Annotated in this window: 14 protein-coding genes; 10 read left to right on the forward strand and 4 right to left on the reverse strand. The window is 75.5% G+C overall.

All coding sequences use genetic code 11. The annotated features are described in order from the left end of the window. The first annotated feature begins 129 nt into the window (after window positions 1–129). Window positions 130–792, forward strand: coding sequence for a hypothetical protein (locus AB0C04_RS26195; RefSeq protein WP_357059197.1), 663 nt, complete (start codon window positions 130–132; stop codon window positions 790–792). Window positions 793–882: 90 nt separating this feature from the next. Here AB0C04_RS26195 and AB0C04_RS26200 read toward each other — a convergent pair whose 3' ends face one another. Together AB0C04_RS26200 and AB0C04_RS26205 are read right to left on the reverse strand one after the other, a co-directional pair. Continuing rightward, a complete protein-coding gene (locus AB0C04_RS26200; protein WP_357059200.1) occupies window positions 883–1,779 on the reverse strand; it encodes an aldo/keto reductase in 897 nt (298 codons plus the stop codon). 73 nt (window positions 1,780–1,852) lie between these two features. Continuing rightward, window positions 1,853–3,085 (reverse strand): MFS transporter, encoded by a 1,233-nt coding sequence (locus tag AB0C04_RS26205; RefSeq protein WP_357059203.1) that lies wholly within the window; start codon window positions 3,083–3,085, stop codon window positions 1,853–1,855. Window positions 3,086–3,234: 149 nt separating this feature from the next. Between AB0C04_RS26205 and AB0C04_RS26210 the strand changes: the two genes are divergently transcribed. Next, a complete protein-coding gene (locus tag AB0C04_RS26210; RefSeq protein WP_357059206.1) occupies window positions 3,235–4,224 on the forward strand; it encodes a LacI family DNA-binding transcriptional regulator in 990 nt (329 codons plus the stop codon). Between the two features lie 205 nt (window positions 4,225–4,429). Further along, on the forward strand, window positions 4,430–5,134 hold the full coding sequence (locus AB0C04_RS26215; protein WP_357059209.1) for a phospholipase: 705 nt from the start codon (window positions 4,430–4,432) through the stop codon (window positions 5,132–5,134). Between the two features lie 19 nt (window positions 5,135–5,153). Here AB0C04_RS26215 and AB0C04_RS26220 read toward each other — a convergent pair whose 3' ends face one another. Beyond that, the gene (locus AB0C04_RS26220) at window positions 5,154–6,218 is read right to left on the reverse strand and encodes an FUSC family protein (protein WP_357059212.1); all 1,065 of its coding nucleotides are present in this window, start codon (window positions 6,216–6,218) and stop codon (window positions 5,154–5,156) included. Window positions 6,219–6,320: 102 nt separating this feature from the next. Then, window positions 6,321–6,950 (reverse strand): TetR/AcrR family transcriptional regulator, encoded by a 630-nt coding sequence (locus AB0C04_RS26225; protein WP_357059215.1) that lies wholly within the window; start codon window positions 6,948–6,950, stop codon window positions 6,321–6,323. A 66-nt stretch (window positions 6,951–7,016) separates the two neighbouring features. Here AB0C04_RS26225 and AB0C04_RS26230 point away from each other — a divergent pair, with 66 nt between their 5' ends. The 7 genes from AB0C04_RS26230 (at window position 7,017) to AB0C04_RS26260 (ending at window position 12,765) form a co-directional block, all read left to right on the forward strand. Beyond that, a complete protein-coding gene (locus tag AB0C04_RS26230) occupies window positions 7,017–8,189 on the forward strand; it encodes an FAD-dependent monooxygenase (RefSeq protein ID WP_357059220.1) in 1,173 nt (390 codons plus the stop codon). 230 nt (window positions 8,190–8,419) lie between these two features. Then, the gene (locus AB0C04_RS26235; protein WP_357059223.1) at window positions 8,420–9,250 is read left to right on the forward strand and encodes a DUF3153 domain-containing protein; all 831 of its coding nucleotides are present in this window, start codon (window positions 8,420–8,422) and stop codon (window positions 9,248–9,250) included. 127 nt (window positions 9,251–9,377) lie between these two features. Continuing rightward, window positions 9,378–9,722 carry a hypothetical protein gene (locus AB0C04_RS26240; RefSeq protein WP_357059226.1) on the forward strand — a complete coding sequence of 115 codons (345 nt, stop codon included), beginning with the start codon at window positions 9,378–9,380 and terminating at the stop codon, window positions 9,720–9,722. A gap of 11 nt (window positions 9,723–9,733) precedes the next feature. Next, the gene (locus tag AB0C04_RS26245) at window positions 9,734–10,342 is read left to right on the forward strand and encodes a glycine zipper family protein (RefSeq protein WP_357059230.1); all 609 of its coding nucleotides are present in this window, start codon (window positions 9,734–9,736) and stop codon (window positions 10,340–10,342) included. After that, window positions 10,339–11,037: a carboxypeptidase-like regulatory domain-containing protein gene (locus tag AB0C04_RS26250; RefSeq protein WP_357059233.1), complete on the forward strand. Its 699-nt coding sequence runs from the start codon at window positions 10,339–10,341 to the stop codon at window positions 11,035–11,037. The genes AB0C04_RS26245 and AB0C04_RS26250 overlap by 4 nt, the downstream gene beginning before the upstream one ends. Before the next feature lie 23 nt (window positions 11,038–11,060). Then, window positions 11,061–12,281 (forward strand): phage tail sheath subtilisin-like domain-containing protein, encoded by a 1,221-nt coding sequence (locus AB0C04_RS26255; RefSeq protein WP_357059236.1) that lies wholly within the window; start codon window positions 11,061–11,063, stop codon window positions 12,279–12,281. Window position 12,282: 1 nt separating this feature from the next. Further along, a complete protein-coding gene (locus tag AB0C04_RS26260) occupies window positions 12,283–12,765 on the forward strand; it encodes a phage tail protein (protein ID WP_350876417.1) in 483 nt (160 codons plus the stop codon). Window positions 12,766–14,028: the final 1,263 nt, after the last annotated feature.

Below are 14,028 nucleotides of genomic sequence, written 5' to 3' on the forward strand. Positions count from 1 at the left end.
TTGCTGGCAATCGGCTGCGAGCGGCATGAGAGCCCGCTGACCGCCCGCGCACCGCACCGGCCGGGCGAGCCGGGACCACCCGGACGGGTCGCGGAGGACGACCCCGGCCGGCCGGGTTAGGGTCGGGCCGTGTCGGGGGCGCGGATGGGGGCGCGGAACAACGCCGAGTGGTGCGACGTCGTCTGCGCCAGCCACGGCCTGACGGGCCGGCTCGACCCGGACGCCTGGTCGGTGCCCCGACGCTCCCCACCCTGGTACCCGGACGCGGTGACCCTGCGACCTGGCGTGGCCGCCGACGCCCTGCTGGACCGCATCGACGCCGGCCCCGGCGCGTCCGTGAAGGACAGCTTCGCCGACCTCGACCTCGGGCCGTACGGCTTCCGGTTGCTCTTCGCCGCCGAGTGGATCCACCGGCCTCCGGGCGCCGCTCCCGCCGCCGCGCCGCTGACTCCGGTCACCTCGGCGGAGGCGCTGACCACCTGGGCCGCCGCGCACGGCGGGGGCGAGCTGTTCCGGCCGCCGCTGCTGGCCGACCCGCGGGTGACCGTCCTCGCCCGGTACGCCGCCGACGGCTCGGTGGCCGGCGGCGCGGTGCTCAACCGCAGCGGCACCGACACCGGCGTCTCCAACGTCTTCGCCACCGGCGTCGACGTGGCCGAGATCTGGTCCGGGGTCTGCGCGGCCCGGCCCGGGGTCCCGCTGGTCGGCTACGAGTCCGGGCCCGGCCTCGACCCGGCCCTGCGGGTCGGCTTCACCCGGACCGGGCCGCTGCGGATCTGGCTGCGCGCCTAGCGGCCGCTCCGGACGTGGGCGTCGGCAGCGCCCGCACCGCTCCGACCGGGCGAGCCGGGGCCCGGCCGGAGCGCGCGTGCGGCGGACCGGTCAGCCGAGGCGGGCCAGGTCGTCGCTGGTGAGCCGGAGCGCGGCGGCGGCGATGTTGGCCGTCAGGTGGGCCGGGTTCCCGGTGCCGGGAATGGCCAGCACGTGCGGCCCCTGGTGCAGGGTCCAGGCCAGCCGCACCTGGTGCGCGGTGACGCCGTGGGCGCGGGCCACGTCGAGCACCGCCTCGTTCGTCTCGGCCGTCGCGCCCGCCTCCCGGCGCGTACCGGCCAGCGCGAAGAACGGCACGTACGCGGTGCCGCGTTCGCCGCAGAGCCGCACGAACCCGTCGTCCTCGCGGTAGGAGTCCACCCCGTACGCGTTCTGCACGCAGACCACCGGGGCGATGTCGCGTACCTCTTCGAGGTGTTCGGGGCGGACGTTGGAGAGCCCCAGGTGCCGGATCAGCCCGGCGTCGCGCAGCTCGGCCAGGACGCCGAACCGCTCGGCCAGCGGGGCTGCGGCGGGGCCGCGGTAGATCCGCAGGTTCACCAGGTCGAGGTGGTCCCGGCCGAGCCGGCGCAGGTTCTCCTCGACCTGGGCGCGCAGCTGGGCGGGGGTGCGCGCCTCCTGGAAGCCGGTCGCCGGGTCGTACCCGGGCCCGACCTTCGTGGCGATCACCAACTCGTCGGGGTACGGGGCGAGCGCGGCGCGGATCAGCTCGGTGGCGTACCGGGCCGGCCCGCTGCCGACCCGCAGCGTGCCGCCGGGCGAGACGTAGAAAGCGGCGGTGTCGATGTGGTTCACGCCCAGCTCGACCGCCCGTCGTAGCACCGCCACGGCGTGCTCACCGTCCGGGTCGGCGGTGATCCGCATCGAGCCGAAGCCCATCCGGTTGACGGTGCGGTCGCCCAGCGTCCAGGTGCCCGCGGCGGCCGCGGTGATCTCGTCGATTGGCATCCGGCGACCCTAGCCAGCGGCGGTGCGCGGCGCAGTCGGCCGCGCACCCGATACCGCTGGACGCCGATCCGGGTTAGCTTTGTTTCACTGGACGCACCGGGCGCAGCGCCGGCACCAGCGCCAGGGTCGGCACCAGCAGCAGCGGCACCACGAGCAGCGCGTGCAGGGTGCCCACCCGGTCGCCGAGCATCCCGAGCAGCGGCGGGCCGCCGAGGAACGCGGTGTAACCGATCACCGCGACCACGCTGACCCGGGCCGCCGCCTTCTCCTCCTCGTCGGCGGCCGCGCTCATCCCGACCGGGAAGCCGAGCGACGCGCCGAGCCCCCAGAGGGCGACCCCGGCGACGGCCACCGGACCCGAGCCGGCCAGGATGGCCAGCAGCGCGCCGAGGGTGGCCAGCAGGATCGTGCCGATCAGCACGGGCACCCGTCCCCACCGGTCCAGCGCGACGGTGCCGGCGGTGCGGCCGATGGTCATGCCCAACACGAAGACGCCGAACACGGCCGCGCCGGCCGCCTCGCTGAGGTCGCGGCCGTCGATGAAGGCGACCGCCAGCCAGTCGTTCGCGCTGCCCTCGGTGAAGGCCATCACCAGGACCAGCAGGCCGACCAGCAGGGTGCGCGGCTCCCGCCAGGCGGCGAGGAGGTCTCGCCGTCCGCCGGCCGGCGTCGCCGCCGGCCCGGTCGCGGCCGGCGGCAGGAAATGCCGGGCGCCGGCCAGCGTGCCGAGCAGCACCAGCGCCGCGATGGCGGACAGGTGGGCGTCGACCGGCACGCCGAGCCGGGCCGCCCCGGCGCCGAGGCCCGCCCCGGCCACCGAGCCGAGGCTCCAGGCGGCGTGGAAGCGGGGCATGATCGTACGGCCCAGGCGCCGCTCGACCGTCGCGCCCTCGACGTTCATCGCGACGTCGCAGCTGCCGGAGCCGTAGCCGAAGGCGAAGAGGCCCACCGCGACGCCGACGGTCGAGCCGGCGAGCCCGGCGGCCAGCCCGGCGACGACCAGCCCGAGAGCGACCAGGCCGGTGGCGAGCATGACCGTGCGGGCCGCGCCGAGCCACTGGCTGAGCAGCCCGGCGGTGGGCATCGCGAGCAGCGCGCCGGCCGACATCGCCAGCAGCAGCAGGCCGAGCTGCCCGGCGCTGAGCCCCAACTCCTCGCGGGCCGCCGGCACCCGGGAGAACCAGGTGGCCACGGCCAGCCCGTTGAGGGCGAACACGACGGCGACGGCCGTCCGGGCGGTGCGCACCGCCCGGGGTGCGACCGGCGGGCTCGCCGGGTCGACGGGCGATGTGGTGGGGGCGCTCACGCGGGTGGTTCCTCTCCTCGTTACGGCTCTCCGCACGATCGCACACCTGAGAGCGCTCTCACGACAACCCGGTTCCGCCCCTTACCTTTCGTCACACCCGCGGGAGATGATGCGCACCGGCACCCGTGGTGGGAGTTGGGAGGACCGTCATGACCGCACCGGCAACGCGACCGGCCACCCTGGAAGACGTCGCCCGGGTCGCCGGGGTCTCGCGCTCGACGGCGTCCCGGGTGATCGCCCGCACCGGCTCCGCCTCACCGGCCGCGCGCGACCGCGTCGCCGCCGCGGCCGACCAGCTCGGCTACGTTCCCGACCCGGCCGCCCGGGCACTGGTGCGCGGCTCCGGGGTCCGGCTGGCCGTGGCCGTCGTCGGCACCACCGCCGCCGTCCTCGACGACCCCTACCTCGACCGGGTGGTGGCCGCCGCCGCCCGGGTCTGCACCCCGCACGGGCTCGGGGTGACGCTGCACTGGCTGCCCCGGCACGCCCCGCAGACGCTGCGCCGGCTCACCGCCGACCGGGGGATCCGGGGCATGGTGCTGGTCAACACCACCAAGCCGGTGCTCGACGCGGTGCCCCGGTCACTGCGCGGGCGGGTCGTGTCCATCGGCATCGGCTCGCCCACGGTTCCCGCCTACGACATCGACAACGGCGCCGGCGCGACGCAGGTGCTGCGCCACCTCTACGCCACCGGCCGGCGGCGGATCGCCATGGTCACCGGCCCCCGGTGGCTGATCTGCGCCGGGCGCTCGGTGCGGGCCTACCGCGGGCTGGCCCGCCAGGCTGGGCTGCCGGTGCGCCTGGTGCCCGGCGACTTCACCGCGGCCCGCGGCCGGGAGGCCGCCCGCGAGATCCTGGAGCGCTGGCCGGACACCGACGCCATCTACGCGGCCAGCGACACGACCGCGCTCGGGGTGATCGCCGGCCTGCGGCAGCGCGGGCGCCAGGTGCCCGGCGACATCGCGGTGGCCGGCTTCGACGACATCCCGCTCGCCGAGCTGAGCACCCCCGCGCTGACCACCGCGAGCCACCCGGTCGGGCGGATCGCCGCCGCAGCGGCGGAGGCGGTGCTCGAGCCGCGGCCGGCCCCGCCGGTCACCCTCTTCCCCTCCGCCCTGATACCCCGCGACAGCGCCTGATCCGGCCGGCCGCTCAGGCCACCGCCGAGCCGGCGGCGCTCGCACCGGCGCGAGCGGTGGGCCCGGGTGGCGGCGGTTGACCGGCTGCCGGCGGGCCCAGCTGCCGGCGGGCCCGGGTGACGGCGGGCCCGGGTGACGGCGGTTAACCGGCGGTCGGCCGGGTAACCGCCGCGCACACCCCGCCGACAGCGAGGAGCGGTGACCCGTGTCCGAACCCGCGCCGCCGCACCGGGAGCCGGAGGAGCAGTCCCGGCACGGCCGACTCACCGCCCGACCCGCGCCACCGGTCGGCCCGGCCACCGCCGGCCTGGTGCCGATGACCGGCCCCGACGGCGGGCCGTTCGCCCTGCTGTACGCCCCGGCGCCGGCCGGCGACCAGCCGTACCGGGTGGTGGTGTTGCTGCACGGGGCCGGCGGGTCCGCGCGGCAGGGGCTGGACCTGCTGCTCCCGCTCGCCGACGCGCACCACCTGCTGCTGGTCGCGCCGCAGGCCGCCGCGAGCAGCTGGGACATGATCGTGGAGGGGTTCGGGACGGACGTGCGGCGCATCGACACCCTGCTGACGTCGGTCTACGCCGGCTACCCCGTCCGGGACGTGGTGCTCGGCGGCTTCTCCGACGGCGCGTCGTACGCCCTCTCGCTCGGGCTGACCAACGGTGACCTGGTGGCCGGGGTGGTGGCCTTCTCCCCCGGCTTCGCCGCGCCGCTGGTCACCCACGGCCAGCCCCGGGTGTTCGTCTCGCACGGGGTGGACGACCGGGTGCTGCCGGTGGACGTGTGCAGCCGCCGGCTGGTGCCCCGGTTGCACGAGCTCGGCTACGACGTGGCCTACCAGGAGTTCAACGGCGGCCACGAGGTCCCTGCGGAGATCCGCGAGGCCGCCGTCGCCTGGCTCGACACCCTGCCCTGAGCGCCAGGGCGGCGCGCCATCAGACCGGCGGGAGGCCCAGGGACTGGTCGACCCGGCCCAGCACGGCGGCGTCGTCGTCGACGGCTACGCCCCGCAGCAGGTCGATGGCGGTCGCCCGGACCTGCCCGATGATCATGACGAGCGGCAGCGTCCGGCCCGGGGTGAAGAGCCCTCCCGCGGTACGCACCGCGGCCAGCGCCGCCTCGTCGGCCCGCGCGGCGTGCCCGTCGGCGATCTCGTCGCGGCCCTCCAGGTCGGCGGCGAGCGCCTCACCGGCGGCGCGGACCGCCTCGGCCAGCGAGCGCAGCGCCACCCCGAGGTCGGCGGGCGCCGGCGCCGGCAGCCGGCTCAGGGTCACCCCGGCCCGGGCGAGCACCCGGACGTTGCGTACCGCGTAGTCGATCTGGCGGATCGAGCTGTCCACCGAGCGGAGCCGGCCGATGTGCCGTCGCCGCCGCAGGTTCAGCCAGAGCGCCTCCCCGGCGGCCAGCACCCCGTCGCGCAGCCGGTTCACCCGGGCGTCCATCCCCCGGGCCTGCTCCAGCGCGGCCACGGCGGCCGGCTCGTCGTGCCGCTCCAGCGCGTCGGCGATGCCGGTGAGCAGCCCGGCCAGCTCGTCGAAGGTGCCGCGGACCTCGGCGACCAGCGGGGCCAGCGGTCGCCGGGCGTCGACCAGTTGGCTGGCGGCGAGGGCGACCGCGCCGCCGATCAGGGCGTCGACGAACCGGAACGGCACCAGCGACTCGGTGGGCGGCGCGATCACCACCAGGTAGAGCGCGGAGACCGCCGCCTGCACCAGGCTGACACCGGTCGCGCCGACCGCCGCGGCGAGGGTGACGGTGAGCAGGATGACGGTGAAGACCGTCCAGGTGCTGCCGGGGCCGAGCGCCTGGACCACCAGGTCGGCCACGAGCACACCGCCGGCCACCCCGAGCACCACCTCGACCGCCCGGCGCAGCCGCTGCCCCCGCGCCTGGCCGAGAACGATCAACGCGGCGGCCGGGGCGAAGAAGGGCTCCGGGTGCCCGACCAGCCGGGTGGCGAGCACCCAGGCGACGGTCGCGGCCAGGGTCGCCTCCAGCACGGGCCGCCAGCCTTGCCGCAACCGGCCTGCGGCGACCCGCGGCCAGCCCCACCGGTTCATCGCCGTCCTCCTCGCCACTGCGTCGCCACAGGTGATCGTCTGCTATCCGCGGGCGAAGGCGTGCAGCAGGGTGCGTACGGCGGCGGTCAGGTCGGCCCGGCTCTCCGGGCTGCCCGGTGCCGGGGCGCTCAGCGCGCCCGCGCCGACCAGCCGGTCGAAGAGCAGCCCGTCGACGAACGCGACGAACTGGTCGCCCTGCCGGCGCGGGTCCGCCGCGCCGGCCCGGGAGAGCAGGTCGCGAGCCTGCTCGCGGAGCAGGGTGCCGGGGGCCAGGATCGACCGCAGCTCCGGGCGGTGCACCGCCTCGATCAGGCAGGCGTACCGGGCCAGGGTGCGGGTGCGCCCGGCGGTGAGCCAGCGGTCCAGCACCTCGGCGATGCCGACGGCGAGCTGGTCGAGGTCGGCCGGGCGCAGCGGCGGCCCGGGCACCACCGGCGTCGGGCCGGTGGGTAGGTCACCGGCGGCCAGATCAGCCTGGTCGAGGTCGACCAGTCGTCGGACCACGGCCTCGATCAACGCCTGCCGGGTGCGCAGGTAGGCCGAGGTGGTGCCGAGCGGCAGGCCGGCCCGGGCGTCGACGGCACGGTGGGTGAGGGCCCGCATGCCCCCCTCGGCGAGCAGCTCGATGGCCGCGTCGGCCAGCACCGCCACCCGGTTCGTCCGCCCGGTCACACGCCCTCCTCCGCCACGTTCTACGGATGTAGTATGCCTTTCTACAGACGTAGAAAGGTGGCCGGCATGGGTGGTCCGCACGCGGTGGTGGTCGGTGGCGGGATCGGTGGCCTCGCCGCCGCCCTGGCCCTGCATCGAGGTGGCTGGCGGGTCACGGTCTGCGAACGCGCCGCCGAACCGCGCGAGGTGGGTGCCGGGCTGACCCTGATGGCGAACGCGCTGCGCGGGCTGGACGCGCTCGGGCTCGGCCCGGCGGTGCGCCGGGACGGCCATGCCGAGACGCCGGGCGGGATCCGCACCTCGACCGGGCGCTGGCTCTCCCGGGTGGACGGCGCGCAGATGACCCGCCTGCTCGGCACCACCGCGCTCGGCGTCCACCGGACCACCCTGCACCGCCTGCTGCGCGAGGCGCTGCCGCCCGGAGCGCTGCACACCAGCACCGAGGTGCTCGACGTCGTCACCGGCCCCGCCGACGCCGAGGTCCGCTACCGCCGCGACGGCGCCCCGCAGACGCTCCGCGCCGACCTGGTGGTGGGCGCGGACGGCCTGAACAGCGCGGTGCGCGCCCGGCTCTGGCCGCAGTCACCGCCACCGGCGTACGCCGGCTCGACCGCCTGGCGGGCCGCGATCGAGTGGCCGGCGCCGCTGCCGGCGGCGATCAGCTGGGGACCGGGCGCGGAGTTCGGCATGGTGCCGCTCGGCGACGGCCAGGTCTACTGGTACGGCGCGGTCAACGCGCCGCCCGGCGGGCACGCCGCCGACGAGTTGGTGGCCGTCCGGGAGCACTTCGGCGGCTGGCACGACCCGATCCCGGCGCTGCTGGCCGCCACCCCGCCCGGCGCGGTGCTGCGCAACGACATCCTGCACCTGGCCACCCCGCTGCCGTCGTACGTGCGGGGGCGGGTGGCGCTGCTCGGCGATGCCGCGCACGCGATGACCCCCAACCTGGGCCAGGGGGCCTGCCAGGCGATCGAGGACGCGGTGGTGCTCGGCGCGGTGTGCGCCGGCGGGGCCGACGGGGTGCCGGCGGCGCTGGCCGCGTACGACCGGCAGCGCCGGCCGCGCAGCCAGGCGATCGCCCGGGCCGCCCACCGGACCGGCCGCTACGGTCAGCAGCTGCGCAATCCGCTGGCCGTCGCGGCGCGCGACACCCTGCTGCGGCTCACCCCGGCCCGCGCCGCGCTGCGCGGCATGGCCCGCTACGCCGACTGGCAGCCGCCGATCGCCGGCCAGGGGTGACCGACGGACGTCGGGTCAGCCGGCGGCCGCCGTGATCAGCCGGGGATACTCGGGCGAGTCGAGGAAGCGGGCCAGCACCTCGGAGGGGGCGAGAATGAGCAACCCCTCAGGATATCCATTCCGCCGATTTCCGGCCTCGGCCGAACGTGACAACTCCTGGGTAAGATCGGCGACCAGGTTGTGACCGATCACTGACTGCTGACGTGATAGCGATCACACACACTCGTTCCATGAATACGAGATTCAGCCGCGGCAGGACACTCCGCGTCGCGGTGTGTCTCGCCCTGGTGGCCGCACTGAGTGGCTGCATGCAGCTCAATATGGGGCTCACCGTCAACGCCGACGACACCGTCGACGGCCAACTCCTGCTCACCGCGCAGAAGTCCCTGCTCACCGCGCGGAAGATGACCGTCGAGGCCGGCTTCGCCGAGCTACGCCAGAACATCCCGGCGCTACCGCCGGGCGAGGAGAGCCGCTACGAGGACGCGAAGCTCTACGGATCCCAGATCACCTATCGGAAGACCGCGCTGAGCGTTTTCAACAGCGAGAGCGTGAAACTGGTCCGCGAGGACGATCTCTATCGCTTCACCCTGCCGCTGGATCCGCAGAAATACGGCGGAAAAGTGGCCGAACAGAACCCGCAGAACCAGCAGGCTTTTCTGCGGTTGATGTCGTTCGAGATTTCGGTGACCTTTCCCGGGCGGGTGCTCGACACCAACGGCACGGTCAACGGGCGGTCGGTCAGCTGGAAGGTCGACGCCAACCAGGAGAAGCCGGCCGAACTGCGTGCGCTCGCCGAGGCGCCGCCCCGCCCGCCGGCCTCGCCCACGGGCGGCACCGGCGACGCGAGCGGCTTCCCCTGGCTGCTGGTCGTCGGCGGCGTGGTGATCCTGCTCCTGCTCGCCGTCGTGGTCGTCCTGCTGCTGCGGCGCTCGCGGCCGGCGACGCCCGCCTCCGCTGGGCCGACGGTGCCCGGGCAACCGTCCGGCCCCGCGCCACCACCACCCGGCAGCCCGGCCGCACCGGGCGCCACGCCGGCCAACCCGCCGGGCTCCGGCTGAGCAGCCCGCGGCGCCCCCGCCGATCCGGCCCCCGTCCGGTGGCCGAGCCGGCACCGGCGACCCGTGCGGGCCGTCGGTACGCATCACCACACCCCGGCACCACCGCACAACCGAAGGGGGGATCGCCGTGAACGATCTCTTCACCTGGGCCGCACTCGGCAGCCTGACCGGCGCGAGCGCCGCGACGCTGCTGGCCACCAACGTCATCGGCGGGTTGATCGGCCCGAGCGGCGACAAGGCACGCAAGTGGATAGCGATCGGCATCGCGCTCGTCCTGTCCTACCTCACGGCGGCGTTCGCCACCGACGCCGGAGCCGAGAAGTGGATCATCGCGTTCTTCAACGGGCTGGTCATCTTCTCCGCCGCCCTCGGCATCAACCAGCTCCCGCCCGGCAACCGGCAGCCGACGCAGGCGTCGCCGACGCAGGTGGCACAGGGCCGCGAGCCGCGCGTCATCCGGTCCTGGGTCTAGGGGGTGTGGTCATGGTCTTCGGAATCGTCAGCGCGGCGGTGCACGTACTGCTCGGTGCGGCGTTCGGCGTGTGGGCCGGCGGCCCGATCGGGCTGCTGATCGGCGCCGTCGTGGGCCTGCTGGTCGGCGCGCCCTTCGGCTGGGCGGTGGCCGCCGCCCGGGTGTACGGCCCGGACGCCCGGGGTGTCTTCCTCTTCGTGGTCGACCACACCTGGAGCCTGCTCAACACGGCGGTCGGGGCCGTCTACCTGGCCGCGCACCTGGTCTTCGGGCACTCGCTGGACCGGGCCACCTCGCAGCACAGCTGCCGGGTCAACGTGGTGCAGGGCGTCTCACCCCGCTACGCCACCACGATCGGCACGGTCTGCGCCGGCTCGGGGCCCGGCATCCAGCGCCACGAGGACGTGCACATCTTCCAGGCCCGGCTGCTCGGCCCGCTCTACATCCCACTGGTGCTGGCGAACTACGCGCTCTTCACCATCGCGCCGGTGTGGCTGCTCTACCACGACCACAGCAACGCGCCGATCAACCGGTTCACCCGCTACTTCGAGATCGGCGTCTACCCGCACGTGTGGAACGAGGCCATCGCCTACCGGATCCAGGGGACCCCGCCGCGATGAGCACCGACGGGCGCGGACCGATCGAGACGGCCACCGCCGAGCTGGCCGCCTGGCTGGCCACGGCGGCGGGGCAACCCGTCCCGATCGGCCCGCCCCGGCCGGCCGACGACGCCGGCGTACTGACCCTCTGGCCGCTGGAGCTGCGGGCGTCCCGGCAGACCCGCAGCAGCGGCGCGGTCCGCGAGCCGTACCGGTTCACGGTCCGCCATCTGCTCTGGGCCGGCGGCCCGGCCGGTCTGCCGGCGCTGGACCGGGTGCTCACCGCGGCGACCGGCGGCGGCGAGTATCCGGTGCTGCTGGAGGCCGGCGACCCCCGGCTCTGGGCGGCGTTCGGCGCGGGCCCCCGCCCGGCGCTGCTGATCGACGTGCCGACGCAGGTGGCCCATCCGACGCCGGCGGCGCCGCCGGTGCTGCGTGCGCTGCGGCTGCGGCAGCTGGGGCAGCTCAGCTTCACCGGCCGGGTGGTCGGTCCGGAGGACCAACCGTTGGCCGCGATGCGGGTCGAGGTGCCGGGCACGGCGTACGTCACGTCCACCGACGCCGGCGGCCGGTTCCGGGTCGTCGGCGTTCCGCACGACCCGCAGCGCCCCGGCCCGGTGCTGCTGCGACTGACCGGTCGGGGCCAGGTGCTCACCGCCGAGGTCGACCCCGCCGAGCCCGACATCGTCATCGTCTGCGCGCCACCGCCCCGCTGACCCGACCCGCACCAGGAGGACCGATGCCCAGCTACTTCTCCCCCGGCATCTACGTCGAGGAGGTGCCCAGCGGCGCCCGCCCGATCGGACCGGCCGGCACCAGCACCGCCGCCTTCGTCGGCGTCGCCCCCGACCGGGGCGCGCACCTGGGCAAGGCGTTGCCGGTCAACAACTGGTCGGACTTCCTGCGGCTCTACGCCGACGGGGAGCAGTTGGAGAGCACCCCGCTGGCCCGGGCGGTCTTCGGCTTCCTGGACAACGGCGGCACCCGGTGCTGGGTGGTCAATGTCGGCGACGGTGGCGCGGTCACCGGCACCGGGCAGCGCCGCGGCGGCCTGCAACTGTTGGAGGCGGTCGACGAGATCTCCATCGTCGCCGCCCCCGGTTTCCACGACCCGGTCTCGCACGACGCGCTGCTCAGCATGGCCGAGCGGCTGCGCACGATGGTCGCCATCTGCGACCCGGCCCCGGACGTCGAGGACGTCTCGGCGCTGACCCGGGTCGCCACCCCGCCGCCGGGCAAGCCACCGAAGCCGGCGGAGGGATCGGGCGGCGGCTCCGCCGAGGCGGGCCCGGCGGCGTACCGACCGCGTCAGTCCGAGTTCGGCGCCTTCTACTACCCGTGGCTGCGGGTCCGCGACCCGCTCGACGGCGAGCTGGTGCTCACCCCGCCGAGCGGGCACATGGCCGGCATCTGGGCCCGCACCGACGCGCTGCGCGGTGTGCACAAGGCTCCGGCCAACGAGCCGGTACGCGGCGCGGTCGACCTGGCGTACCTGGTCACCCGTCCGGAGCACGACGTGCTGAACCCCAAGGGCGTCAACGTGATCCGCTACTTCGCCGGCGAGGGGATCCGGGTCTGGGGCGCCCGTACCCTCGCCGCGGAGGCCAGCGAGTGGCGCTACCTGAACGTGCGCCGGCTATCCATCGCGATCGAGCAGGCCATCGCCAACGGCACCCGGTGGATGGTGTTCGAACCGAACGACTTCTCGCTCTGGCGCTCCATCCGCCGCGACATCGGCGCCTTCCTGACCCGGGTGTGGCGCGACGGCGCGCTGCTGGGCCGTACCGCCGAGGAGGCGTTCTTCGTCAAGTGCGACGAGGAAACCAACCCGCCGGAGGTGCGGGACGCCGGGATGGTGGTCGCGCACATCGGCGTCGCGGTGGTGAAGCCCGCGGAGTTCGTGGTGTTCAAGCTGAGCCAGTGGGCCGGCGGCACCGAGACCGAGACGATCGGAGGCTGACATGCCGACCACGGCCACCCCGCAACCGGGCGCCCCGGTCGACCCGTACCGGGCGTACAACTTCCGGCTGCTGGTCAACGGTGTGACCAACGGACACTTCACGGAGATCAGCGGCCTGGAGATGAACATCCCGGGCGTGCCGTACCGGGAACACGGCACGGACCGGATTCGGATGGTGCCGGGCCAGGTGGAGTACGAGCCGGTGACCCTGCACTTCGGGCTGACCCCGTCCCGGGAGCTCTGGGACTGGGTGCACGCGGTGGCGAAGGGCGTGGTGAGCCGGCGCAACGTCTCGATCGTCCTGCTCGACGCGGCGGGCACCGCCGAGGTGCTGCGCTGGAACCTGATCAACGCCTGGCCGACCGGGTGGCGCGGTGCCGCGCTGAACACGCTGGGCCAGGAGATCGCCATCGCGACGCTGACCCTGCGGTACGAGGGACTGGACCTGGAGACCGGCGGTGCCGCCGCGCCGACGCCCGCGTAGCTGGCTGGCCAGCCGGCTACGGTCCGTCGCGGGAACGGCCCAGCGCCTGGCCGGGCTGGTCGAGCCCGGTGGAGTGGCCCGGCCCGCTCCGTCGGCGGTGAACCCGGCGGCGGGAACGCCCGAGCCGGCGGCGGAACCCCTGCGCCGGCCGGGCCAGCCTCCCGAGCACTGGCTGCGGCTGGTCGCCGCGCACGCCCCCGGGCTGCTCGACGGTCTGCCGATCGATCCCGGCACCGGCCCGGGTCACCGCCACGAAGGCGGGTTGACGGCCGGCGGCACGAACACCGCGACGGGGTTGCCGGCTGATCGATGGCGCGGTGAACTCCCCATCCGCCCGGCGGTGCCATCCGATGGCGCTCCGATCTCGACATCGACCGCCCGTGCCGCCACTCAAGACACCGGCGGCACCGGTGTCGACGCTGGCGCTCGTGACGGCAGCGGTGCTGGCGGTGGCGCTGGTGACGGCAGCCGTGGCGACGGCTCGGCCGGCGCTCTTCGCTCAGGCCCAGGCGGTCCTGGCGCGGGTTGGCTCGGACCCGACGCCGACGCCGCGTGGTCCGCCGATCCGGATCACGACGCCGCCGGGCCAACGCCGCACCCGACCGGCGCGCAGGCCCGCCCACCGTCCGGGCCGGACACCGTGCGGGCCACGGTGCAAACGCGCGCTGCCGACTCGCACGGTTGGCGCGGCGAGGCCGCGAGCACCGTCGCCGGACGCGCTGGCTCCCGCGACGCGGACGGTGTCGACAGCGGAGCGCGGCCGCTGCTCCGACCGGGGGCCACCCCGGCGACGACTGGCGTCTCCCCCACCACCGCCGACCCGGCACCGGCCGGCGACCACCCCCGTTCCGCGTCCTTTGCTCTGCTTCAGCGGCGGCAACACCCGGCGTCCGATAACCGGACGTCCGGTGTTGCCGGGAGTGAAGCAGAGCAAAGGAGCCGGCGGGGTACCCGGGCCAGCGCCCCGGCCGCCCGGCCGCTCGCCGTCGCGGCGCCCCCGTCCGCTGTCGCCGAACCCGCTCCCGCCGTCGCCGGGCCCCCGCCCACCGTCGCAGCTCCCCCTCCCGCCGTCGCGGCACCCCCTCCCGCCGTCGCAGCTCCGCCTTCCGCCGTCGCCACGCCATCTCCCACCGTCGGCGCGCTGCCGTTCGGTGCGGGAGGGCGGACCGCCGGCTGGCCGGCGCGCACCGATCGGCCGCCGACGCGCACTCCCGCCGGACCGTCGTCCTGGCCCGGCGCCGTACCGCCGTCGTGGCCCGGCGC

It is taken from the genome of Micromonospora sp. NPDC048909, assembly GCF_040649635.1.
In the GTDB taxonomy this organism is placed as follows: Bacteria; Actinomycetota; Actinomycetes; order Mycobacteriales; family Micromonosporaceae; genus Micromonospora.

Coding starts and splice junctions, on each gene's coding strand:
- AB0C04_RS26200 (WP_357059200.1), bottom strand. CDS start 1,779: ATGCCAATCGACGAGATCACCGCGGCCGCCGCGGGCACCTGGACGCTG.
- AB0C04_RS26210 (WP_357059206.1), top strand. CDS start 3,235: ATGACCGCACCGGCAACGCGACCGGCCACCCTGGAAGACGTCGCCCGG.
- AB0C04_RS26230 (WP_357059220.1), top strand. CDS start 7,017: ATGGGTGGTCCGCACGCGGTGGTGGTCGGTGGCGGGATCGGTGGCCTC.
- AB0C04_RS26235 (WP_357059223.1), top strand. CDS start 8,420: ATGAATACGAGATTCAGCCGCGGCAGGACACTCCGCGTCGCGGTGTGT.
- AB0C04_RS26245 (WP_357059230.1), top strand. CDS start 9,734: ATGGTCTTCGGAATCGTCAGCGCGGCGGTGCACGTACTGCTCGGTGCG.
- AB0C04_RS26250 (WP_357059233.1), top strand. CDS start 10,339: ATGAGCACCGACGGGCGCGGACCGATCGAGACGGCCACCGCCGAGCTG.
- AB0C04_RS26255 (WP_357059236.1), top strand. CDS start 11,061: ATGCCCAGCTACTTCTCCCCCGGCATCTACGTCGAGGAGGTGCCCAGC.
- AB0C04_RS26260 (WP_350876417.1), top strand. CDS start 12,283: ATGCCGACCACGGCCACCCCGCAACCGGGCGCCCCGGTCGACCCGTAC.